Annotated in this window: 19 protein-coding genes and 1 other annotated feature; of the genes, 8 read left to right on the forward strand and 11 right to left on the reverse strand. The window is 60.6% G+C overall.

What is annotated here, in order from left to right; all coding sequences use genetic code 11:
• Positions 1 to 244: 244 nt before the first annotated feature.
• The 9 genes from ileS to rny form a co-directional block, all read right to left on the reverse strand.
• Positions 245 to 3,013 carry an isoleucine--tRNA ligase gene (ileS, locus tag NFS22_RS08150; protein WP_251317222.1) on the reverse strand — a complete coding sequence of 923 codons (2,769 nt, stop codon included), beginning with the start codon at positions 3,011 to 3,013 and terminating at the stop codon, positions 245 to 247.
• 28 nt (positions 3,014 to 3,041) lie between these two features.
• Complete coding sequence (locus tag NFS22_RS08155) at positions 3,042 to 3,296, reverse strand: PF20097 family protein (protein ID WP_251317223.1); 255 nt, start codon at positions 3,294 to 3,296, stop codon at positions 3,042 to 3,044.
• 14 nt (positions 3,297 to 3,310) lie between these two features.
• A complete protein-coding gene (locus tag NFS22_RS08160; RefSeq protein ID WP_251317224.1) occupies positions 3,311 to 3,913 on the reverse strand; it encodes a hypothetical protein in 603 nt (200 codons plus the stop codon).
• 17 nt (positions 3,914 to 3,930) lie between these two features.
• The gene (locus NFS22_RS08165) at positions 3,931 to 4,290 is read right to left on the reverse strand and encodes an Imm51 family immunity protein (RefSeq protein ID WP_251317225.1); all 360 of its coding nucleotides are present in this window, start codon (positions 4,288 to 4,290) and stop codon (positions 3,931 to 3,933) included.
• Positions 4,291 to 4,313: 23 nt separating this feature from the next.
• The gene (locus NFS22_RS08170) at positions 4,314 to 5,066 is read right to left on the reverse strand and encodes a hypothetical protein (protein ID WP_251317226.1); all 753 of its coding nucleotides are present in this window, start codon (positions 5,064 to 5,066) and stop codon (positions 4,314 to 4,316) included.
• A 15-nt stretch (positions 5,067 to 5,081) separates the two neighbouring features.
• Positions 5,082 to 6,038 carry a YwqG family protein gene (locus tag NFS22_RS08175; protein ID WP_251317227.1) on the reverse strand — a complete coding sequence of 319 codons (957 nt, stop codon included), beginning with the start codon at positions 6,036 to 6,038 and terminating at the stop codon, positions 5,082 to 5,084.
• 43 nt (positions 6,039 to 6,081) lie between these two features.
• Positions 6,082 to 6,305: a binding site (T-box leader), on the reverse strand.
• Positions 6,306 to 6,631: 326 nt separating this feature from the next.
• On the reverse strand, positions 6,632 to 7,540 hold the full coding sequence (locus tag NFS22_RS08180) for an RluA family pseudouridine synthase (RefSeq protein WP_251317228.1): 909 nt from the start codon (positions 7,538 to 7,540) through the stop codon (positions 6,632 to 6,634).
• Complete coding sequence (lspA, locus tag NFS22_RS08185; RefSeq protein ID WP_251317229.1) at positions 7,515 to 8,006, reverse strand: signal peptidase II; 492 nt, start codon at positions 8,004 to 8,006, stop codon at positions 7,515 to 7,517. The genes NFS22_RS08180 and lspA overlap by 26 nt, the downstream gene beginning before the upstream one ends.
• A 299-nt stretch (positions 8,007 to 8,305) precedes the next feature.
• Positions 8,306 to 9,853, reverse strand: coding sequence for a ribonuclease Y (rny, locus tag NFS22_RS08190; RefSeq protein ID WP_251317230.1), 1,548 nt, complete (start codon positions 9,851 to 9,853; stop codon positions 8,306 to 8,308).
• Positions 9,854 to 10,099: 246 nt separating this feature from the next.
• Between rny and NFS22_RS08195 the strand changes: the two genes are divergently transcribed.
• Genes NFS22_RS08195 through NFS22_RS08220 form a run of 6 tightly spaced genes read left to right on the forward strand, consistent with a single transcriptional unit; the run spans position 10,100 to position 19,077 of the window.
• Entirely contained in the window at positions 10,100 to 10,375 is a 276-nt protein-coding gene (locus tag NFS22_RS08195; RefSeq protein WP_251317231.1) for a hypothetical protein, read from the forward strand.
• 4 nt (positions 10,376 to 10,379) lie between these two features.
• The gene (locus tag NFS22_RS08200; protein ID WP_251317232.1) at positions 10,380 to 15,170 is read left to right on the forward strand and encodes a cytidyltransferase-related domain protein; all 4,791 of its coding nucleotides are present in this window, start codon (positions 10,380 to 10,382) and stop codon (positions 15,168 to 15,170) included.
• A gap of 13 nt (positions 15,171 to 15,183) precedes the next feature.
• Positions 15,184 to 16,263 (forward strand): SMI1/KNR4 family protein, encoded by a 1,080-nt coding sequence (locus NFS22_RS08205; RefSeq protein ID WP_251317233.1) that lies wholly within the window; start codon positions 15,184 to 15,186, stop codon positions 16,261 to 16,263.
• 27 nt (positions 16,264 to 16,290) lie between these two features.
• Positions 16,291 to 17,532, forward strand: coding sequence for a Rossmann-fold NAD(P)-binding domain-containing protein (locus NFS22_RS08210; RefSeq protein ID WP_251317234.1), 1,242 nt, complete (start codon positions 16,291 to 16,293; stop codon positions 17,530 to 17,532).
• A gap of 26 nt (positions 17,533 to 17,558) precedes the next feature.
• Complete coding sequence (locus tag NFS22_RS08215) at positions 17,559 to 18,002, forward strand: macro domain-containing protein (RefSeq protein WP_251317235.1); 444 nt, start codon at positions 17,559 to 17,561, stop codon at positions 18,000 to 18,002.
• A gap of 13 nt (positions 18,003 to 18,015) precedes the next feature.
• Positions 18,016 to 19,077 carry a flavodoxin family protein gene (locus NFS22_RS08220; RefSeq protein ID WP_251317236.1) on the forward strand — a complete coding sequence of 354 codons (1,062 nt, stop codon included), beginning with the start codon at positions 18,016 to 18,018 and terminating at the stop codon, positions 19,075 to 19,077.
• A gap of 55 nt (positions 19,078 to 19,132) precedes the next feature.
• Here the strand turns inward: NFS22_RS08220 and NFS22_RS08225 are convergent, their stop codons facing one another.
• Positions 19,133 to 19,891: a M23 family metallopeptidase gene (locus NFS22_RS08225; RefSeq protein WP_251317237.1), complete on the reverse strand. Its 759-nt coding sequence runs from the start codon at positions 19,889 to 19,891 to the stop codon at positions 19,133 to 19,135.
• Positions 19,892 to 20,043: 152 nt separating this feature from the next.
• Between NFS22_RS08225 and rpiB the strand changes: the two genes are divergently transcribed.
• Together rpiB and NFS22_RS23705 are read left to right on the forward strand one after the other, a co-directional pair.
• Complete coding sequence (gene rpiB / locus NFS22_RS08230) at positions 20,044 to 20,481, forward strand: ribose 5-phosphate isomerase B (protein ID WP_251317238.1); 438 nt, start codon at positions 20,044 to 20,046, stop codon at positions 20,479 to 20,481.
• A gap of 562 nt (positions 20,482 to 21,043) precedes the next feature.
• Positions 21,044 to 21,172, forward strand: coding sequence for a hypothetical protein (locus NFS22_RS23705; protein ID WP_277614755.1), 129 nt, complete (start codon positions 21,044 to 21,046; stop codon positions 21,170 to 21,172).
• 203 nt (positions 21,173 to 21,375) lie between these two features.
• Here NFS22_RS23705 and NFS22_RS08235 read toward each other — a convergent pair whose 3' ends face one another.
• Entirely contained in the window at positions 21,376 to 23,034 is a 1,659-nt protein-coding gene (locus NFS22_RS08235) for a ribonuclease J (protein ID WP_251317239.1), read from the reverse strand.
• Between the last annotated feature and the right edge of the window lie 48 nt (positions 23,035 to 23,082).

Raw genomic sequence — 23,082 nt, forward strand, 5'->3', positions numbered from 1 at the left:
CCACGCGAATGCGTATTCTCGGTTGATAAATGAACTATAGCACAAAGCGTCTTCCGGTTCAATTCGTATGCTGTACAAATTTTAGGTCACCATTTTGTGTATATTGCCAGAGCCTGGCCGTTGGAGATTGCTGGCCTATGCAGGGGCTGCCTTTGGCCGCCCCTGCGTGGCGAGCTTGGAGTGAGCAAAATTTGACACGCTGAAATGGCTGGCCGGATCGAAATCCGGCCAGCCATTGAACAAATTATTCCACCTCGATAGCGGGCACCACCTTGGCGCACCGGGGACAGAGGGTGGGGTGGCTGGAATCGCTGCCCACGGTGGGCAGGACCTTCCAGCACCGCTCGCACTTCTGGCCCTGGGCGGGCTCTACGTTGGCAACGGTGAGGTCAGCCATCTCCGTCTCAACCTGAGAAACGATAAGGATGTCGGCCAGTTCCTCCTGATCCATTTCGGCAAAGAAAGCGTCCTCTTTCCGAAGACCCAAGATAACCTTGGCTTCCAGGCTCTTGCCGATCTTCTTCTCGGCCCGGGCTTTCTCCAGCTCGGCGTTGACCACGTCCCGGAGTTGAATGATTTCTTTCCATTTCTTCATCGCGTCCTCGTCCAGGGCGTAGAAGGGGAAGGGGTTGTTCATCTCGTTGAGCAGAACGTTGCGCTCGTCGTCGCCGGTGCGGTGGGGCATGGCCAGCCAGATCTCGTCGCAGGTGAAGGCCAGGATAGGGGCAAACAGCTTGGTCATGGTGTCCAGAATGAGCCACAGAGCGGTCTGGGCGGAGCGGCGGGAGAGGCCGTCCGTCTCGTCGCAGTACAGCCGGTCCTTGATGATGTCCAGATAGAAGGAGGACAGCTCCACCACGCAGAAGTCGTTGATGGCGTGGGAGACCACATGGTACTCGAAGTTGTCGTAGGCGGCGAAGCACTTCTCAATGAGCCCGTTCAGCTTGGTGATAGCCCAGCGGTCCAGCTCCAACATCTCCTGGGGGGTGACCAGGTTGTTGGGGTCGAAGCCGTTCAGGTTGCCCAGACAGTACCGGGCGGTGTTACGGAACTTCAGATAATTCTGAGACAGCTGTTTAAAAATGTTGTCGGAGCAGCGCACGTCCACATGGTAGTCGGCGGAGCCGGCCCACAGGCGGATCAGGTCCGCGCCGTACTTCTTGAAGATGTCGGCGGGGTCCACGCCGTTGCCCAGGGACTTGTGCATAGCCTTACCCTCGCCGTCCACCGTCCAGCCGTGGGTGACGCACTCCTTGAAGGGCGCGCCCTTGCCCAGGGCGCCCACAGCGGTGAGCAGGGAGGACTGGAACCAGCCCCGGTACTGGTCCAGTCCCTCCATGTAGACGGTGGCGGGCCAGAAGCCCTGGTCCTTCTGCATGGAGGCGAAGTGGGTGGAGCCGGAGTCAAACCAGCCGTCCAGGGTGTCCTCCTCCTTGGTGAAGCCGCTCTTACAGCCGCAGTGGGGGCAGGTGAAGTCCTTGGGGAGAATGTCAGCGGCCTCCATCTCATACCAGGCGTTGGAGCCCTTCTCGCCAAAGAGCTTGCTTACGGCCTCAATGGCCTCATCGGTGCAGATGGGCTTGCCGCAGTCGGCGCAGTAGAACACCGGGATGGGCAGGCCCCACCGGCGCTGGCGGCTGATGCACCAGTCGGCCCGCTCCTGAATCATGGACTTCATCCGGTCGATACCCCAGCCGGGGACCCAGCGCACGTCGTCACAGGCGGCCACGGCGGCCTCCTTAAAGGACTCCACCGAGCAGAACCACTGGGGGGTGGCCCGGAAAATGATAGGCTTTTTGCACCGCCAGCAGTGGGGGTAGGAGTGGACAATGTTCTCGCTGGCAAACAGCGCCCCGCTCTCCTTCATGTCGGCCAGAATCACCGGGTTGGACTCCTCAGTCTTCATCCCGGCGTATTTTCCGGCGTAGTCGGTGTGGCGGCCCCGGTCGTCCACGGGGACCACCATGTCGATTTTGTAGCGCTTGCAGGTCTCGTAGTCGTCCGCGCCGAAGCCGGGGGCGGTGTGGACGCAGCCGGTGCCGCTGTCCATGGTGACATACTCGGCGGTACACAGCTGACTGGTCTTGTCCAGGAAGGGGTGCTGGGCCAGCATATACTCAAAGTCAGAGCCGGTAAAGGCAGCGACAGTCTCGTAATTCTCAATGCCGCCCACCTTCATGACCTTTTCACAGAGGGCCTCGGCCAGGATATACATCTCGCCGTTGTCCGCCTTCACCAGCACGTAGCTGTCCCGGGGGTGGAGGGCGATAGCCAGGTTGCCGGGCAGGGTCCAGATGGTGGTGGTCCAGATCAGGAAATACATCTTGGACACGTCCCCGTACTGGCCCAGCTTGCCCTGGTCGTCCTTCACCTGGAATTTCACATAGACGGTGGTACAGGGGTCCTCCTGGTACTCAATTTCTGCCTCGGCCAGGGCGGTCTCGTCGTGGGGGCACCAGTACACCGGCTTGAGGCCCTTGTAGATATAGCCGTTTTTGTACATGGCCCCGAAAATCTTCACCTCTTCCGCCTCAAAGCCGGGGGCCATGGTGAGGTAGGGGTTCTCCCAGTCGCCGATGACACCCATGCGCTTAAAACCCTCCCGCTGCACATCTACATAGTGCTGGGCGAACTCGTGGCAGGCGGTGCGGAACTCGGGCACCGACATGGCCTTGCGGTTGAGCTTGTTCTGCTTGATGATGGCCGACTCAATGGGCATTCCATGGTTATCCCAGCCGGGGATATAGGGGGTGAGATAGCCGCGCATGGCGGCGGTGCGGGTGATGAAGTCCTTGATGGACTTGTTCAGGGCGTGGCCCATGTGCAGGGCGCCGTTGGAGAAGGGAGGGCCGTCGTGGAGAGAGTACAGGGGCTTGCCCTCGTTCTTTTTCAGCAGCTCATGGTAGAGGTCCATGTCCTCCCAGCGTTTCAGCATGTCGGGCTCCCGCTTGGGCAGGCCGCCCCGCATGGGGAAGTCGGTCTTTGGCAGATTGATGGTCTTGTTGTAGTCCATTTTGTGTTCCTCCTTTTATGGTAAGTGGTCATTCTTTGTTTTCAAAGGAAAATAGTATGGTGCCACAGCTCCGGCAAATCGTACCGGAGTACTGGGGAAGCGCGGAGAGGGCTTGGGGCGAAAAAGCGGACTTGGTGTGGTCTCCGGCGGGACGCAGACGCACGGCATCCTTTGGCCGTTGGAAATTTTTCAGTTTTTCCTGTTCGGATGTCCAAAACAGGTAGCCGCGGGGGGAATATACGGTTCCCGGCTCCATCTCGTTCCCACAGTTTGGACAGTTCATCACAGAATCCCTCCTTAAAAGTAATAATCCCGCCGCCAGCGGTCTCCGTGCAGACTGTCGCAGAACACCTCGTCAATGTGCCACTCCTCCGCCTCGCGTTTGAGGACAAAGCGGTATTTTTGAAAATAGCCATAGCATTGGGCACTGTGTCCGCCGCGTTTGGCATCCTCCACCAGATAGCGCACATCCGGGTCGGACAAATCAAAGGGCACGCTGTCCTCGTCGGGGACCAGCTGCACCGCAGCCTTTCCGGCGCTTTTCATGGTGACAGACAGTGTGCAGCCGGTATTCACGCAGTTGAATGAAGAGGGAAAGTGATCCGCGTGGAGGCAGTCCCGCCGCTGGGCAATCAGTTTTTGGGTGCAGTGGGGGTTCAGCAGGGCGGCGAAGCGGAGCTTCATTTCCTCTTTCCAGGCCTGAATGTCGGTGAACTCCCTCCGCACGCCGTCCTGGAACTCGATGACCCGCCCCTTTTTACACAGGCGGGTGTATTGGGCAAAGCTTTTGTCTTCCAGGGCCGCCAGCTCCTGCAGCAGGGCGGTCAGGGACTGGACGGCCTGCTCCGCCGCAGGCTGAAACTTTTCCGGGGTGTCCTGCATGACAATATTTGTCTCCATAAAATCCCCCTGTCTGGTTAGTCCCACTCAATCTCATCGCCCTCTTCCCGGACGATGCGGCACAGCTCCTCCTCGTTTTCCACCAGGGAGGCAATGATTTCCACGAATTTTTTGGCCTTTGCCTCATTCTCCGGGGACGGGGCGTAATAGGCCATATAGGAGCCCGCCTCCGGGTCCGGCTCCAGGCCCTCCAGCAGCTCGGGGGCGTGCTTGGCCAGATAGCAGTTGAACAGGGCGTCCCAGTTGTAGCCGTTCATATAGGCCTCTTCGTTGGCCTCGTTCATCTTTTCGCCCACGGCAAAGGGTTTGTCGTCCTCGCTGTTGAACATGACATAAATCCGCTCGTCTGTGACATCCATCTTTACATAGTCCTGCATCGGAAAACCTCCTTCAAACACAATCAGTCCACCAGTACCACCCGGTCCCGGGCCGGGAAGTGGATATGCAGACCCAGCTTCCACAGGTCGAAGTAGCCGTGGAAGGGGTTTTCCCGCTGGGTGTCGTACATGGGCCATTGGAGGCAGCAGGACAGGTCATAGTCGCAGCTGATGTGGTACAGGGCCTCGGACAGCAGCCCGATATCCTCGCACCCCTTCCGGTATTCCAGCTCCCGATACCACTCGTTCAGCTCGTCCAGGTCCACCGTCTGGATGCCTTCGCCAGTGATCCACATCTGACGGACCTGCTCCTCAAAGTCCCGGCCCTCCTGGCCGGAGAGAAATTCAATCTCCCCGTCCTCGGCCAGGGGCGGCTCCTCCTCAAATTCCTCCACATAGATGCGGTTGATCGCCTTGATATAGGTTCGGGCGGCGTCAATGGCGGCCTGCTTGCGCTCCGGGTCAAACCGGGCGAAAAAGTAGGCGGCGCAGGCGGTCTGACCGGTGGAGGTGGTGCTGGTGGCGGTATCGCGGCTGGCCTCGTCAATCTCCAGCAGTCCCCGGAGCATGTCCAGCCCCGGCTGGCCGTAGAGGGCCAGAATGGGCCGCAGGTGCTCTATATTGCCGTCCCGCAGGTCCTGAATCAGGAAGGGGGGCACCGCCTCCATCTCCAAATCGTACTCGTGCTCCTCAAAAATCTCCAAGAGAAGCGGGTCCTGTTGGATGAGCTGTGTCCAGCCGTCGGGCAGATGCTCCCGGCATTCGTCCAAAGTCATAGCGGTTACCTCCTTTTACGACGTGGCCCAGTAGCCCAGCACCTGGGAAAAATCCCGGTTTTTCAGGTCCTTGGGCCGGATCAGGATGTTCAGCGAGCCAAAGCCCCCCAGATACAGGTCCATCTCCGGAAATTCTCCCGCCGGAAAGTCGATGAAGTCGTCGTGGAGCTGGAACAGCAGGGTGTCCCAGGCGGCCTGTTCCTCGTCGTCTTCGCGGAAGTCATACTGCTCAAACCGGGCGTAGCCCCCCAGCTTGCAGCCCCCCGTTTTCATCTGGTCATAGATATGGTACAAAATCTCACGTTCCTCAGGGGTCTCGTCCCACAGCTTGTAGGGCATGAACTCCTCCGGATCGGCCCCCGGCAGGCGGCGCTCCAGCTCGGCGGCAAAGAGATCGTCGAAGCGGAAATCGTTGTCCCCGATCACGTCCTGGACCACCGGGCGGAAGGATACCTTCAGGGGATGCGTGGGGATACGCCACAGGTTGGCCCGGCCCTCCTCAATGTCCTTCTGGTCGAACTTGTGGGCGGGGCGGGGCATGTTTTTCTTGCTGGCCTCCTCCCAGGGGACGGCCATTTTGGCGGCGCACTCCGCCTCGGTGACCGAGCCGTCCATCTCCGCGTGGTAGACCACCCTCCAGCCGTTCTGCTCCTCCAGCTCCCCGGCGTAAAAGCCAAACCCGCCGTCGGCGTCAAAGTCGGAGGCAAAGAGCTGGAAGATCCCCCGGTCGGGAAAGCCGTCCAGAGGGGGCATCTGGGCAAAGTTGATCTGGGCGCACAGCCACAGCTGGCTTCCTTTTTCGTCGGTGGGAATCTCGCCGTCCCGGGGGACGTAGGGGACCCCGCCCAGGTGGCTGTCAGTGACGCCGAAGGGCTCTTTGCTGAACTCCAGGTAACAGGCAGGCCGCTTGTTTTCCCGCTGAATCTGGTCCACAATTTCCTGACAAAGTTGAATTTTTTCAATATTTGTCATAGGATAACACTCCTTTCCCAAAATAAAAACGCCTCTGTCTCCATAAAGAGACAAAGGCGCAAACCTCTGCGGTACCACTCTTCTTGCCGGGACATAATGGCCCGGCCACTCAAGTCTGCCCGGTAACGGGGGCGTCCGGAGAGGCTTACTGATGTTCAGCCCTCAGCTCCAAGGTGATCTTCACCACCCCCTCCCGTCCGCCTTGCACCAAACGGCGGCTCTCTTCGCGTCTCAGGGGCAGGTACTTGTCCTTTTCCAAGCGTTTTGCGTATTCAGGACACTATCTTATCCGGTTTTCCCAGGGTTGTCAAGAGGGAAGTTTTAAACGCCATGGAAGTTTTAAACGCCATGGAAATCAATATTGGAACATCCCGCCATATTTGTAGGGCGGGACGACCTCGGCCCGCCGCAGATTGGCAGCTTTTGCGGACGGCGCGCCAGGGTCGTCGCGCCCTGCAACGCCAAAATTGACTTCCCTGCTGAAAAGCCTCCCCTCCTTGTGGGGGAGGTGGCCGCAAAACAACCGGAGGAGTCCCCCTCAGTCAGCCTGCGGCTGACAGCTCCCCTGTAAAGGGGGAGCCTTATGGGGTGCATCACCGGTCAATTTTCCGCAAAACCGCTTCAAACCAGTCGGGCAGGGGGCACTCCAGTTCAACAGGCGATCCGGTGGTGGGGTGGATGAACCGCAGCCGCCGGGCATGGAGGCACTGCCCCGCCAGGCCGGGGACGGGTTTTTTCGCCCCGTAGACCGTGTCCCCCAGCAGGGGGTGGCCAATGGAGGCCAGGTGGACTCGAATCTGGTGGGTGCGGCCTGTCTCCAGGCGGCATTCCACATGGATATACCCGGGATACCGGGCCAGGACCGACCAGTGGGTGACGGCCTCCCGGCCATTTCTGCGGTCTATGGCCATTTTTTTTCGGTCTGCGGGGTGGCGGCCAATGGGGGCGTTTACGGTGCCGCTGTCCTGCTTCAAGCCTCCCACCGCTACCGCCTCATAGGTCCGGGCCAGAGAGTGGTCCTGAAGCTGGGCGGCCAGAGCCAGGTGGGCACGGTCGTTCTTGGCGGCGATAATCAGTCCGGAGGTGTCCCGATCAATGCGGTGAACAATGCCGGGGCGCAGCTCCCCGTTGATTCCGGATAGTGAATTTCCACAGTGGTATAACAATGCGTTGACCAATGTGCCCTCCGGATGGCCCGGCGCGGGGTGGACCACCAGTCCCACTGGCTTGTTGACCACAATCACGTCCCTGTCCTCAAAGACCACATCCAGAGGAATGTTTTGGGGAATGAGATTGACAGGCTCCGGGTCGGGCAGGGTCACCTCCAGCGTCTGACCGGGGGAGGGACGGTCGTTTTTTCGCGCCGGCCGGCCCTCCAGCGTAACTGCTCCCCGCTCCAGCAGCTTCTGGGCCCCGGAACGGGTCAGCTCCGGGACCAGCCGGGCCAGCATAGCGTCCGCCCGCTCCCCCTCCCGGTCAGCGGTCAGCTTCAGCGTTGTCATGGGGTTCCTCCCCCTTGTTCTCCAGCTTGTCCCACAAAAGCAGATAGTACAGCCCTGCGGCGATCCCTCCCACCACCACGCAGATATCCGCCACATTGAACACAGCAAAGCGCATAAACAGTACGTTGAACATGTCCACCACAAAGCCCCGGAAGGCCCGGTCGATCAGATTGCCCACCGCCCCCGCCAGCAGCAGGGTGAGGGTGAGCTTGCCCAAAGGGTGCCGGAACAGGTTGAGCCACAGGGCCGCCGCCAGCAGGATGGACATGACCAGCGACACCACCGCCAAAGCCCAGGTGTGCTCGGAGAAGATGGAGAAGGCCGCTCCGGTGTTGGTCACATAGGTCAGGTCCAGGATGTAGGGGATGAAGGGGACGTGCTCCCCCAGAGGTATGTTGGTCATCACCAGGTATTTTACCAGCTGGTCCACAGCAACCAGGACCACGGCGATCAGTCCGTAAATCATAGATGGTTCCTCCCGTAAAAAGCCAGAGACCGCATTTCTGCGGCCCATCGTAGAGTGTTTCCTTCAGCAGGCGTACCAAGCTCCTGTGTCTCTCGGGCCGCCCCTACGTATGGCAGCAAAGCTGATAATTGTTATCATTTTGTTCTTTTAGTATAGCTGTATGCTTCAAATTTGTAAAGGTTTTTTTGCAGAGGGAGGCCAACGGCCGCCCCTGCAAATAGCGTCAACCCTGGAAATTGCTATAAAATGCGCAATAGAAAACCCCGGGACGCTTGGGGGGCGTCCTGGGGCTTGTCTGATTATTTGGCATATTCAATGGCCTTGGTCTCACGCAGGAGGTGGACCTTAATCTGGCCGGGGTACTCCAGCTCATCTTCGATTTTCTTGGCGATATCCCGGGCGAGAAGGACCATCTGGTCCTCGCTGATGACCTCGGGCTTGACCATAATCCGGACCTCACGGCCGGCCTGGATGGCGAAGGACTTCTCCACGCCGTTGAAGGAGGAGGTAATTTCCTCCAGGGTCTCCAGACGCTTGATATAATTTTCCAGATTCTCCCGCCGGGCGCCGGGGCGGGCGGCGGAGATGGCGTCAGCCGCCTGAACCAGGCAGGCCACCACCGTTTTGGGCTCTACATCGTTGTGATGGGCGTGGATGGCATGGATGATGTTCTCGCTCTCCCGGTACTTCCGGGCCAGCTCCACGCCGATCTGCACATGGGAGCCCTCCACCTCGTGGTCGATAGACTTGCCCAGGTCGTGGAGCAGTCCGGCCCGCTTGGCCTCGGTGACGTTGGCGCCGATCTCGGCGGCCAGCAGTCCGGCCACGTGGGACACCTCAATGGAGTGGTTGAGCACATTCTGACCGTAGCTGGTGCGGTAGCGCATCCGGCCCAGCAGCTTGACCAGCTCGGGGTGCAGGCCGTGGACGTTAGTCTCGAAGATGGCCCGCTCGCCCTCCGACTTGATGACCATGTCCACCTCCCGCTTGGCCTTTTCCACCATCTCCTCAATGCGGGCGGGGTGGATGCGGCCGTCCAGGATCAGCTTTTCCAGGGCCAGCCGGGCGATCTCCCGGCGGACGGGGTCGAAGCAGGATACGGTGATGGCCTCAGGGGTGTCGTCGATAATCAGATCCACTCCCGTGAGGGTCTCCAGGGTGCGGATGTTCCGGCCCTCACGGCCGATAATGCGGCCCTTCATGTCGTCGTTGGGCAGGGGGACCACCGATACGGTAGCCTCTGACACATGGTCGGCGGCGCAGCGCTGGATGGCCAGGGAAATAATCTCACGGGCCCTGGTGTCCGCCTCGTCCTTGAACCGGGCCTCAATCTCCTTGATCTTCATGGCGGACTCGTGGGTGACATCCTCCTCCAGCTGGTTGAGCAGATAGCTTTTGGCCTCCTCCGAGGTAAAGCCGGAGATGCGCTCCAGCTCGGTCACCTGCTGCTGCTTCAGCTGTTCGGCCTCGGCCTGGGTGGCGTCCAGCTTGGCAATCTTGGCGGACAGCTGTTCCTCCTTGCGCTCGATGTTCTCCATCTTGCGGTCCAGGTTCTCTTCCTTTTGCTGCAGACGGTTTTCCTGGCGCTGCAGCTCACTGCGGCGGTCTTTTACCTCTTTTTCGTGCTCGTTCTTGGCCTTGAGGATCTCCTCCTTGGCCTCTACCAGGGCCTCGCGCTTTTTGCTCTCGGCGCTTTTGTAGGCCTCGTTGACAATGCGGGTGGCCTCATCCTCGGCGGACTTGATCTCCCGCTCGGCGGTGGCCTTGCGGCGGTTCCAGCCGAAGAGAGCGCCGCCCAGCGCGCCAATCACCAGCCCGATCACCGCTGCGATGATATAGGGTATCATTGGGTCTTGTTACACCTCCAAATTTTTCATGACGCGGCGGACCGCCGCGGCGCCTGCCGCCGGAGGTTCCGATTCCGGTACAGGCTTGCAGTAAAAGGCCGCAAGGGGCCGGACAGGCGGGCTGCCTGCCCTCCCCTGCGGCAACTGAAAAACATCCCCACAGGTTTTTCAATATTTGTCCTTCTATATTGTAAAGGCCAACCGCTTTTCTGTCAAGATTTATTCACATTTGAAATGGAGGGTTTTTTGAAAAATTTTTCCAACACTGGGGGTATGCGCCTGTTTTTCTATGTTGGGGAAATCAATTTTGGAGCTGCAGGGCGGGACGGCCCCGGGGCGCCGCGAGGAAAAGCTCCAGCCAACGGCGTGCCGAGCTGTCCCGCACTGCAAATCCGGCTGGATGTTCTGAACATTGATGTCGTGTTTCTACACAGTTATCCCTTTCCAAACGGAATGGATTGTGCTACAATTATCATGAGAAAATTTTGCCGCTCCAGCGCTTTGGGGCGGCTGATGAGGTGACGGTATGAACAAAATGATCCGACAGTTGAACCGTGATATCCTCGAGGCCCTGGCTGCCCGCAGGCCGGGGGGGCTGTCCAACCGCCGGGCCCTTCAGGAGATGATGAAGGCGCCCGCCTGGACCGACGGTCTGGCCGCTTTGTTTCCCATCCGGGAGCGGCTGAGCTGCGCCCGCGTTCTGGAGTTGTGTACCCCCATCCTGGACCGGATATGTCCTCAGGCCCCGGAAAAGGGCTGGGGCCCCTTCTGCTACCAGTATATCTGCGGCGTGATGTACCCAGGCAGCGGCTTTGCCCCGGAGGCCCCCCGGTATGAGAACGGGGCGCTGTTCTATCTCACCGTCCTCCAGCTTCTGCTGGACTACGAGCGCTCCGCCCTTCCCTTTGACCCTATGATGGACTTTCAGTTCCTCACAGAGGAGGAGTATGAGGCCTGTGACAAGGCCCGGGAGTACCGCCGGTTTCTGGCCGCATGGCGGGGAGAATTCCTCTATGAGCTGATGCGCCTGGGGCTGGAGTACACTCCCTTTAAAACGCTGAGCCACATTTCCGGCGTCCACTACATCGCCATGACCGCCGCCCGGGGGCTGGCGGAGGCGGGGGTGGAGGTGGATCTGGCCCTCATTTCCGCCGCCGCCGCCGTCCACGATGTGGGCAAATTCGGCTGCCGCCCCGGGGAGCGGGTGCCCTACCTCCACTACTACTACACCGATCAGTGGCTGCTGGAGCGGAAGATGGACGACATCAGCCATATCGCCTCCAACCACTCCACCTGGGACCTGGAGCTGGAGTCGCTGTCGGTGGAGTCCCTGCTGCTCATCTACGCCGACTTCCGCTCCAAGTCGGAGCGGGGCCCCCAGGGTGAGGAGATCATCATTCTCTACCCCCTGGACCAGTCCTTCCAGGTGATTTTGTCCAAGCTGGACAATGTGGACCGGAAAAAACGCCGCCGGTATGAGTTTGTCTACGGCAAGCTCCACGACTTTGAGGACTACATGCGCCGCCTGGGGGTGGACGTGGACCTCACCGGAAAAAAGCAGGCCCCCAGTCCGGCCAAGGACCCCGCCCTGATGGGGCCGGAGGAGACCCTGAACTGCCTGATCCTGCTGTCGGTGGAGCACAACCTGCAGCTGATGCACATGCTGTCCAACGAGCAGCGCTTCGGCAACATCATTGAGGCCGCCCGCTCCACCAAGAGCTGGCAGCAGCTGCGAGCCTACCTCAATGTGTTTGAGGAGTACTTTACCTATCTGTCCGTGCGCCAGAAGACCCAGGCCCTGTCCTTCCTCTATGAGCTGCTGATGCACCGCGAGGGTGACATCCGCCGCCAGGCCGGCGCCCTGATCGGCCAGATTATCGCCCGGTTCCACCTGGTATACCGCAAAGAGATTCCCAGCCACGCCCAGAACGACCCGGCGGAGGAGGTGCCCTTCACCCTGTGGGGCCAGTATCTGGATATGATTATCTTCCCCGACCACAAGACCACCCCCCAGCAGCGCTCCCATATCAGCTACACGTTAAAGCTGGTGGTGGAGTCCATGCTCAACCACGCCCGGCCCGGGGACATCCCCCGGTTCTTAGACGCCCTGCTCCAGTATTACAACGACCCGGAGCACACCGACGACGACACCGCCTTTACCTTGCTGGACGCCGCCCGCTATCTGCCCCCCAAGCACTACGGAGAGGAGACCCGGGCAAAGCTGGTGGACTTTGCCGCCCACTTCTCCGCCGTGGACGACCCCAGGCTGGTGACCGCCGCCCTCCAGTTCCTGCGGGAGACGGTGCGCAACATCCCCCGCAGCCACCCCCAGATGGCCCGCATTGCCGACCTGGTGGAGGCTGTCCCCTCCAGCCAGCTGACCACAGTGTTTCTCAAATGCCGTATCCTCCGCCGGGCGGGACGAGACGTGTCCGCCCTGGAGCATACCCTGTACCACACCGATATTACCAGCGAGGTCTTTTTGGACAACCTGAAAATCGCCACCCCCTGGGTGGTGAAGGTGGCCGGCGTGGAGCTGCTCCGGGACCAGGTGGAGCACGGGATGGAGGCCCACGTTCTCCATATCGCCACCCACTTCTCCAACCTGGTCAAGGTGTCTGAGCGGGTGGTGGTGCGGCACACTGCTGGCTCCGCCCTGGTGCACACCCTGTCCCTGCTGCGCCGGGAGCAGCGCAACGAGGTGGTGGTGGAGCTGGGCAAGGGCCTGGAGATGGGCCAGTATGAGATCTCCAAATATATCCCCCAGTACCTGGGGGAGGCCGCCTTGTACCTCCACCCCAGCGAGCTGGACGAACAGGTGCTGTGGCTCAAGGGCCTGCTGGGCTCCCCCAACGACTCCGCCGTGGCCGGGGCGCTGAACACCATTGCGGTGCTGCTTCAGCACTACCCCGCCTATCAGCAGCGTTTTTCAGAAAAGCGGGAGGTCTACACCCGGCGGCGGCGGGAGCTGCTGGGCCTGCTCCTCCAGGGCCTGGCCCACTACCGGGAGACGGTGCGCCAGGAGGCGCTGCTGGTCACCGGCAAGCTGCTGTTTGAAAGCCCCATCCTGGGTATAGAGGAGAAGGCACACCTGTTCTCCCTCAGCTACCGCAAGCTGCTCTTCCTCACCCAGGAGTCCTCCCGGCAGGACGGCCTCACCTTCTTCTACCGGGCGGCGGCCCTGGCCCATATCAACCGCTTTATCGCCCTGCGGCGGCTGGACTACGGCCCCTTCACCTTTGAAAAGCCCCGGAAAATCGCCTTCTTCCCCGGCACCTTTGACCCCTTCACCCTGTCCCACAAGGGCATTGTCCACGCCATCCGGGACCTGGGCTTTGAGGTATATCTGGCGGTGGACGAGTTCTCCTGGTCCAAAAAGGCCCAGCCCCACCTGATCCGCCGGCAGATTGTCAACCTGTCGGTGGCGGGGGACTTCCACGTCCACCTCTTCCCCGACGACATTCCGGTGAATATCGCCAACCCCGCTGACCTGCGGCGGCTGACAGACCTGTTCCCCGACCAGAAGGTGTATATTGTGGCGGGCAGCGACGTGGTGGCCAACGCCTCCTCCTACAAGGCCCAGCCCCAGCCCTTCTCCATCCACCAGATGAACCACGTCATCTTCCGCCGGGCGGGGGAGAAGGAACTGCCCGCCCCGCTGCCCATCACCGGCGAGGTGATTCAGCTCCAGCTCCCCCCCCACCTGGAGGACATCAGCTCCACCCGCATCCGGGAAAACGTGGACCTGAACCGGGATATCTCCAACTTTATCGACCCGGTCATCCAGGACTTTATCTATCAAAACGGACTCTACCTCCGGGACAGCCAGGAGAAGCCCATGCTGGGCACCGGCGACCTGGAGTTCCAGTGGGTGGGCCAGCCCGACCCCATATTGATGGACAGCCTCACCGCCGGCCTGTCCGACCGGGGGCCGGTGTGCGCCGCCGTCTTCGACCGGGGGGATTGGATGCTGCTGCTGCGCCAGGCCGGCCAGGGGGAGATTTTAGGCTATATCGCCTACCGCTCCCTGAGCACCTCCCAGCTCTTTGCCGCCCTGGGGGACACAGAGCTGGCCAACCGGGTCCGCCTGCGGGCGGCGGGCAACACCCTGCTTATTACCGCTTTGTCCGTTGTGGAGTCGGAGCGGTTTAAGGACTACCGCCAGCTGCTGCTGTGTGAGCTGCTGGCCCGGGCGCTGGAGGAGGACTGTGTCTACGCCGTCTTCTGTCCCCACGACCGGAAGGTGGACGACAAGCTGGAGGATGTGCTGATCCGCACCGGCTTCTTAGTCCGGGAGGAGGGCCAGCCCATCTGGGAGACCGACATGCACGCCCCCGCCACCCTCATCCAGAACCTGGAGACCACCATCCAGGACCCCCTGTCCCGAAATCCCAGGGTGCTGGCGGCCATCCGCCGCAGCCACCAGAGCTTGCAGCGGGCTCTGGCCCGGCTCTATCCCGGCTCCCTGCTGCTTACGTTGTCTGCCGACATTATCCACCAGCGCCTGCTGGAGAAAATCACCGCCTATAACAATGTCCCCGCCGTTCCCACCACCCCCAGGGTGCTGGGGGAGAACATGTGCGTCCCCTACGGCAAGCTCCTGCGGGGCAAGACGGTGCCCAATACAGTGACCAAGACCATCCACACCGACAGGGTCTACTCCCCCGACCTGTCTGAGAGCGTGATGGAGCCCTTCCCCTACTACGCCCCCATTTCCAGCCAGATCAGGACCATCAAATCCTTCGACAGGCCTGTGATTCTGGTGGACGACCTGATGCACCCCGGCTTCCGCTTCAAGGCTCTGGACCCCATTCTCCGCCGGGAGGGGGTGCCCATCCGCATGGTACTGGTGGGGGTGCTGTCCGGCTATGGCAAGGACCTGATGGACCACTGGGAGAGGCCGGTGGATTCGGTGTACTTTCTGCCCACCCTGCGCCAGTGGTTTATTGAGGCCACCCTCTACCCCTTTATCGGGGGCAACACCGTCCGGCGGTCCAGCTCTCCGGTGCCCGGACTGCTGCCCGGCATCAACCACATTTTGCCCTACGCCAGCCCCGTCTATCAGGAGCCCTGTGCCCGGGAGGCGGTGTTCCAGCTGTCCAAGGCCTGTCTGGAGGGGGCGCTGGATATCATTCGCACTCTGGAGCAGGAGTACCGCATCCTCTACGGCCGCAACCTGACCCTGGCCCGCCTGCCCGAGGCTGTGATTCTCCCCCTGTGCCCCGACAAGGGCACCTGCCTGCACTACGACCCCACCCTGTCTGCCTCCGTCTACCTGGAAAACGACCTGGAGCAGCTTTTGAGGCAAAATCAGTAAGGAGGTCCTTTCTGTGCTTGACATTCCAAATATCCGCGCTGTGCTGGACACCGCCAGCCGGTGGGACATGGACCTGGCCCAGTTCGCCTGCTGGGGCCACGCCCATCTGCTGAACCCCGTCCTCCCCCCGGAGGAGCTGGCGGCCTGGGAGGAACTGACCCAGGTCACCCTCCCAGAGGACTACCGGGCCTATCTCACCCAGCTGGGCAACGGCGGGGCCGGCCCGGCCTACGGGCTGTTTCCTCTCTCCCTGCCCAAGGACGAGTTCGCCCAATACCTCCAGCAGCCCTGCATCTACAGCGACGGCCAGGAGGAGAAATTTCAGGACGTGGTACAGCGCTTCGTCCACTGGGAGGACTTCGACGACGACTGGTCCCTGTATCTGGACTACTTTCCCGACACTCCCTCCTGGAAGGACCAACGGTGGCAGAACGAGCACCGGAAGGAGTGGGGAGACGAGCTGGACCGGCTGATCGACCAGACTATTATCTTCCCGCTCCTCCATTACGGCCAGTATCAAATCACCAACGAGGGCTGCTCCGGGGACATCTTTATCATCCTCAACGGCTCCCACCGGGGGTATATCCACTGTGCCACCGCCGACTGCGACGCCGGTCTGGCCTTCCGGGAGCCGCGCACCTTTGCCACCTACAAGGAGGACTATCTGAAGCGGACCTTTGCAGATTATTTCATGGAGTATGTGAACCGCACAGAGGATGTGTGTAACAATCTGTCCGCCGAAACGCGCCAAAAATTCCAGCGGGAGCGCGCCCAGGCCCGGGATTTTCTTGCCGCCGTCCAGGCCCGGGACTGGGATGGGGTGGTCAAGCTGCTGAACGCTATTGAGGACCCGGCAGCCTTGTCTACCAAGAGCAAGAGCCTCTATATCCACTATGATGAAAATCACCTGCTCTCCCCTCTCTCCACAAATCCGGCCGTGAAGCGGTTCTACGATAAGCTCTATGGGCGGCACGGCCGGGACCACGGCAACTGGGTCACCTGGGTCCAATGCCATGACCCGGCAGAAACCCATCGCGCCCCATACCCCCGCCCCACCTTTGAGGCCTTCGCACAGACCTTTTTTGACCCGTAAATCAAATCTACAGGACGTGATATTATCATGTATTATTACAATTTTAACGGCGCAACCCTGGTCTCCCTGATCCCGCTGGAGGGCTTGGGGCCTGAGGCGGAGCCCTCCAACAGCTGGCGTCTGTTCGCCGCCGTTCCCGGCGACCCGGTGCTGGGCCGGGCCTCCTTCAAGGTCACCCATCTCGGCCAGCTGACAGGGGCCGGACACGGCCTGGAGGCGCTGGACGCCTCCCGCCTGGCCCAGGTCCAGGTGGACGAGCGAATTGCCCGGGCCGTGGAGGACGGCAGGGTCACCGCCGTCAACATCAGCCGCCCCGGCTGGGAGAAGCTGGTCAAATGGTCCCCCAGCTCGGGGAAAAAGCGGGTGAACATCGTCGCTATCGGGGATGTGGGCTCCACCCTCCTCACCGGCCTGAAGCTGCTGGGGGGAGATGTGATCTCCTCCATTGGCATCTGTGACCTGTCCGAGCAAATCACCGCCCGGTGGGAGTTTGAGATGGGCCAGATCAATCTGCCCTGGGACTACAACGTCTTCCCCGAGGTGGAGGTTATTTCCCAGGAAAACCTCTTTGACTGCGACATGTTCGTCTTTGTGGCCTCCAAGGGCATCCCGCCGGTGGGCTCCCAGGTGAAGGATGTGCGCATGGCCCAGTTTGAGGCCAACGCGGGCATTGTGAAGCACTACGCCAAGCTGGCCCGGGAAAAGGACTTTCAGGGGCTGTGGTGCGCTGTGTCCGATCCGGTGGACCCCCTGGCCAAGACCGCCTATCTGGAGAGCAACAAGGACGGGAACGGCGCCTGGGACGGCCAGGGCCTGCGGCCTGAGCAGGTCCAGGGCTTTGGCCTGGGAGTGATGAACGCCCGGGCGGCCTACTTTGCCAGGCGGGACCCCAGGCTGGCCTCCTTCCTCACCGAGGGACGCTCCTACGGCCCCCACGGCACAGGGCTGTGGGTTGCCAACTCCATCCAGAACTACGACGAGGAGATCTCCCGGGAGCTGACCCAGCTCACCGTTACCGCCAACCTGAAAATGCGGGAGATCGGCTTTAAGCCCTACGTGGCCCCGGCCCTGTCCTCCGGGGCGCTGTCGCTGCTGCTCACCCTCCGGGGGGCGTGGCACTGCGGATCGGTCTTCCTGGACGGGGTGTACATGGGCGTGAAGAACCGCTACACCCCCGCCGGAGTGGAGACCGAGCTGCTGCCCCATATCCCGGACCAGCTTTTTGGCCACATCCGGGAGGCGGCGGAGCATTTGAAAACCATCCTATAACGCCGTTGTTTACAGGAGGCTGCTTTATGGAGTTCAGAGAAGAAAAACGGGACCTGTTTTCCGTTCCGGAGGACTACTATTTGGCCCATTGTATCAGTGCGGACTTTGCGCTGGGAAAGGGCATCGCTGTGGAGTTCAACAGGCGGTTTGACATGAAACGGAAGCTGAAGGACCACTATCCGGACTATCTCGCCCGGTGGCAGGCGGAGAAAAAACGCTCCGGCTGTATCCTGGCCGGGCGCGTCTTTAACCTGATTACCAAGGAGCGATATTTCCAAAAGCCCACCTACAACAGCCTGCGGGGGGCGCTGGAGTGTATGAAGGCGCTGTGCGGGGAAAAGGACATCCGCCGGGTGGCGATGCCGGTCATCGGCTGCGGGCTGGACCGGCTGGAGTGGGAAAAGGTGTCGGAAATGATCCAGGAGGTATTTGCCGGCACAGAAGTGGAAATTTTGGTTTGTAAACAGTAGGGAGGCAGAAATCATGTCCCTTGTTTTGCTCTATCCCGCCCCCGACTCCGGCTGGGCGGGCCAGCGGCTGGACGGCGTTTTAAAGTGCGCCCTGGCCGGGCGGGAGGTTTGTGTTCTGCGCACAGCGGAGGAGTTGACTGGCCTGGAGGGGAAGCGGTTGCTGCTGGCCCTGGCTTTGGGGGATACGGGCGTTAATGTGGAATACATACGCATGCTCTCCCGGCTGCGGAGGGAGCCGGGGCTTCTTCAGGGCTGCACCGGCGGCCTGATTGTAGACGGGGCGGGAGAGCTGTACACCAAATCCGCCGCCGCTGAGGCCGCTCTGGCCCTGAACCTGGCGGGCTGCGCCCTGGTGGGGCGGCCCCTGGTGGAGGCCACCGGTTCTCTGGCCAACTTTGAGGTACAGGCCAAAAACCTGAACACCGGCCGGATGGGGGCCTACCGCCACGCCGCCGCCGAGCTGACGCAACGGGCAGAGACGGAATGTTTCCTGAAAAAGGAGCGGCCCGAGGTGCTGGTCCTCCACGCCTCCAGCCACCACACCTCCAACACCATGGACCTGTGGGCCCGGGTGCGGGAGAAGCTGGAGGGACAGTGTGCCGTCCATGAGATCGGCCTACGCAACGGCACCTTGTCCGACTGCTCCGGCTGTCCCTATACCATGTGCCTCCACTTCGGCGAGCAGGGGGGCTGCTTCTACGGCGGCGTGATGCGGGATGAGGTCTACCCCGCCGTCCGGGCGGCGGACGCCCTGGTGCTGTTGTGTCCCAATTACAACGACGCTTTGTCCGCCAACCTCACCGCCTTTATCAACCGGCTTACCGCCCTGTTCCGCCAAACCCGGTTTTATGACAAGGCTGTCTTTGCTATCGTGGTGTCAGGCTACTCCGGCGGGGACGTGGTGGCCCGGCAGGTGATTGCCGCTATGAACATGAACAAGTCCTTCTATCTGCCCCAAAACTTTGCCCTGATCGAAACGGCCAACAACCCCGGCCAGGCCCTGGCCCTGCCCGGGATTGCACAGCGGCTGGAGGGTTTTGCCCAAAATATTCTGGACACGCTGAAAGCCCCCTGATGAAAGGAGGCTTTTTGACAATTTGAAAGGCCCCCTGATGAAAGGGGGCCTTTCTTCATTTGAGATAATCTCTGGGGTCCACCGGCTGGCCGTTGAGGAGGGTCTCCAGGTGGACATGGGAGCTCACTCCCACCTCGGCGATGGCGGAGGAGCCCACGGTGCCCAGCTCGCCGCCGATGTCTACCGAATCTCCAACCTCTACCATCACATCCTCAGCCAGGTTGCAGTACCAGGACTGGAGCCCGCCGCCGTGGTTGACCACTACGGTGGTGCCCATAAGGCCGTCGGTATACACCTGTTCCACGGTGCCGGCGCTGATGGACAGCACCTTTACCCCCTGGGCGGCGGCGATATCCAGTCCGCCATGGGTGCGCCAGTCCCCAAGGGTGGGATCAAAAGACAGGGTTTCCACGCTGAAATCCCGCAGTACGGTGCCCTGCACCGGCCAGGTGAACACCTTGGAGATGGTCTCCTTGCTGTTCTGAGTATCCGGTTCAGGGGTTGTGTCCTTCACGGGGGCCGGATCGTCCGGCTGAGAGGCTGACTGGGGTTTGCTTGTGGAGGGTGCGGGTGTAACAGGAGTGTCGTCCTTGGCGCTGGGAGTGGGGACAGAAGGCTTGGCCGCGCTCTGGTCCGGAATGGTCACAGAGGCGTCTCCCCCCACGGGCGCCGCGGCGCGGGTGTCGTTGACAACAGTTTTCAGCAGATAATAGCCCGAAATTCCTATGGTGGCGATGCACAGGAACAGGACTATGTAAAAGCCCTTTCCCATGGCAAAATCGCCCAGCTTGTTTAAAAAGCTCCGGTTTTTCAAAAAACCACCTCCGAAGCCTATTTTGGACAGTTGGAGGGTTGGTTATACATGGCCGGCAAAAATTTTCCCGTCCCTTGAAAAATGGAGGAAAAAGAGCTACAATAGAAAGAAAGAACGGCCCCCGGGCCTATTGGATGGGAGGAACATTTTTTATGATCGCGATCGCGTCTGACCACGGCGGCTACCAGCTCAAGGAGCACCTAAAGGCCTACCTGGCCGCCAAGGGCATCACCTGCGAGGACTTTGGCACCAACAGCGCCGACAGCTGCGATTATCCGGACTTTGCCGTGCCCGCCGCCCAGGCGGTGGCCAGCGGGCAGTGCGAGATGGGCATTGTGATCTGCACCACCGGAATCGGAATTTCCATCTCCGCCAACAAGGTAAAGGGTATCCGCTGCGCCCTGTGCGGCGATATCCTGTCCGCCGAGCTGACCCGCCGCCACAACAACGCCAACATGCTGGCTCTGGGCGCGGGGATCACAGGGCCCATGGTGGCTGAGCGCATTGTGGATGTCTTTCTAAACACCGGATTTGAGGGCGGAAGACACCAGCGCCGGGTGGACAAAATGATGGATATTGAGAAGGATTAACCGCCAAAGCCCCGGAGAGCAATGCTCTTCGGGGCTTTCAGCGTGTCAAAAAATTTCCGATTGTCCTTTTTGGCTCCCTCTCTGAGGGAGGCTTTCTTACTGCAGGGGCGGCCTGCGGCCGCCCGCGGAAACAGACAGGCCCGCCCATGAAAGCAGGCGGCCAAAGGCCGCCCCTACAGGCAGAAGGAAACTTGTCTTTTGAAAAAAATACCTTGAACCTTTTGACAAAATATGCTATAGTAGTCTCATGAGGCAAATAAAAGGGCAGGACGCAGGGGCTAGCCCCCCTGCGCCCCTGTGCGAGTGCTCCAACCACCCACACAACAGCATTGCTGCACCAGCTCACATTATAACCCAGGTTTCTCTTTTTTTCAAGGGTTTTATGAGCTTGTGTCTTGAAATATGCGGTGTGGGATAGAGTATCCTGCGCCGCTTTTGTTTGTCTCAGCGGGAAAACCTGTGGAGGGAGCTTCACCTCTTCTCCTGTGTACTCCCTCCGCAGGCAGAACCGTTGAGAAAACAGGGAGGCGGCCTTGTGCTGCCTCTGGGAAGGGGTAGTCCCATGGAGGATTACAAAGAGATGTACTATACCATGGTCCGGGCCAGTGAGGAGGCCATCAACATTTTGGTGGAGGCCCAGCGCAAGTGTGAGGAGATGTACCTGGCCATGGCGGAGGCCGCCGAAGAATAAAACAAAAGTGCAGGGACCTCAAATACTCGAGGTCCCTGCACTTCTCAGTATATCAAAAAGTCTTTTCAGGCTCCCTCCCGGAGGGCGCTGCCGCCGCCCCAGGCGGTGACTGAGGGAGTTAACCGGCGGCTTTATACCTTTTCCGGCAAAACTCTCTCCGTCACGGCTTCGCCGTGCCGCCTCCCTCTGTGAGGGAGGCTTTTTTATACCTCCATGATTACAGGCAGGATCATGGGGGAGCGTTTTGTCTTTTTGTAGAGGTAGCCGGACAGGCCGGCCTTGATGGCACCCTTGATGGCGGACCAGTCGGTGTTGTAGCGGGTGTCCACATCCCGGATGGCCTCCAGGGCTACCTGACGCAGTTCTTCCAGCAGCCCCTCAGACTCCTTCACATAGACAAAACCCCTTGTAATGATGTCCGGCCCGGAGATCAGAGCTCCGTTCTCCCCGGACATGGACAGGGCCACCACAATCATACCGTCTTCGGCCAGGTGCCGGCGGTCCCGCAGCACCACGCTGCCCACATCACCCACGCCGTAGCCGTCCACAAAGACCTGCCCGGCGGTCACTGTCCCAGCCAGCCTGGCGGAGTTATGGGTAAACTCCATCACCCGGCCAATTTCGCTGATGAGAATGTGGTTGGGCTCCATGCCCATCTCCCGGGCCAGCTTGGCGTGAATTTGCAGCATCCGCTGCTCCCCGTGGACGGGGACAAAGAATTTGGGCTTGACCAGGGCGTGGACAATTTTCAGCTCCTCCTGGCAGGCGTGGCCGGACACGTGGAGGGCCAGGTCCCGCTCGTTCATCACCTCCACGCCCTTGCGGTACAGCTCGTTGACCACATTGCCAATGGCGTTTTCGTTGCCTGGGATGGCGGAGGCGGAGATAATCACCCGATCACCGGGGAGCAGGTCCACCTGGCGGTGGGTATTAAAGGCCATACGGGTCAGGGCGGACATGGTCTCCCCCTGGCTTCCGGTGGTGATGATGCACACCCGGTTCTTGGGCAGGGATTTGATGTGGTTCAGGTCCATGAGGATGCCGTCCGGGATGTTCATATAGCCCAGCTCGGCGGACACCTTCATCACGTTTTCCATGGACCTGCCGGTTACAGCCACCCTGCGCCCATACCGGGCGGCCACGTCGATCACCTGCTGGATGCGGTCCACGTTGGAGGCGAAGGTGGTGACAATGATCCGCTCCTCGCACCCCCGGAACAGGGAGTCGAAGGAGGACCCCACGCTGCGCTCAGACCGGGTATAGCCGGAGCGCTCCACATTGGTGGAGTCGGCCAGCAGGGCCAGCACCCCCTCCTTGCCCAGCTCGCCCAGCCGGGCAAGGTCCATCATGCCCCCCTGAATGGGGGTGGCGTCAATCTTAAAGTCGCCGGTGTGGACGCAGGTGCCTATCGGGCACTTGATGGCAAAGGCCACCGCGTCGGCAATGGAGTGGTTCACATGGATGAACTCCACAGTAAACCGCCCCGCCTTGACCACCTGGCCCGACTCACAGGTGATGAGCTTGGTGCGGTCCAGCAGGCGGTGCTCCTCCAGCTTCAGCTTGATAAGGCCGGCGGACATGCGGGTGGCGTAGATAGGGGCGTTGACCGACCGCAGCACATAGGGCAGAGCCCCAATGTGGTCCTCGTGGCCGTGGGTGATGAAGATGCCCCGGATCTTGTTCTGATTTTTAATCAGATAGCTCACATCCGGGATAACCACGTCGATGCCGTACATGTCGTCATCCGGAAAGCCCATGCCGCAGTCCACCACAATGATGTCGCCGCCGTACTCGTAGACAGTAAGGTTTTTGCCGATCTCGTTAAGACCGCCAAGGGAAATAATTTTCAGTTTTTCTGCCATGATAACTCCTTTTTACTCTTGTTTGATGTATCCCGACAGAAAAATCCA

Origin of the sequence: Flintibacter muris (assembly GCF_943192995.1) — a bacterium.
In the GTDB taxonomy this organism is placed as follows: domain Bacteria; phylum Bacillota; class Clostridia; order Oscillospirales; family Oscillospiraceae; genus Lawsonibacter; species Lawsonibacter muris.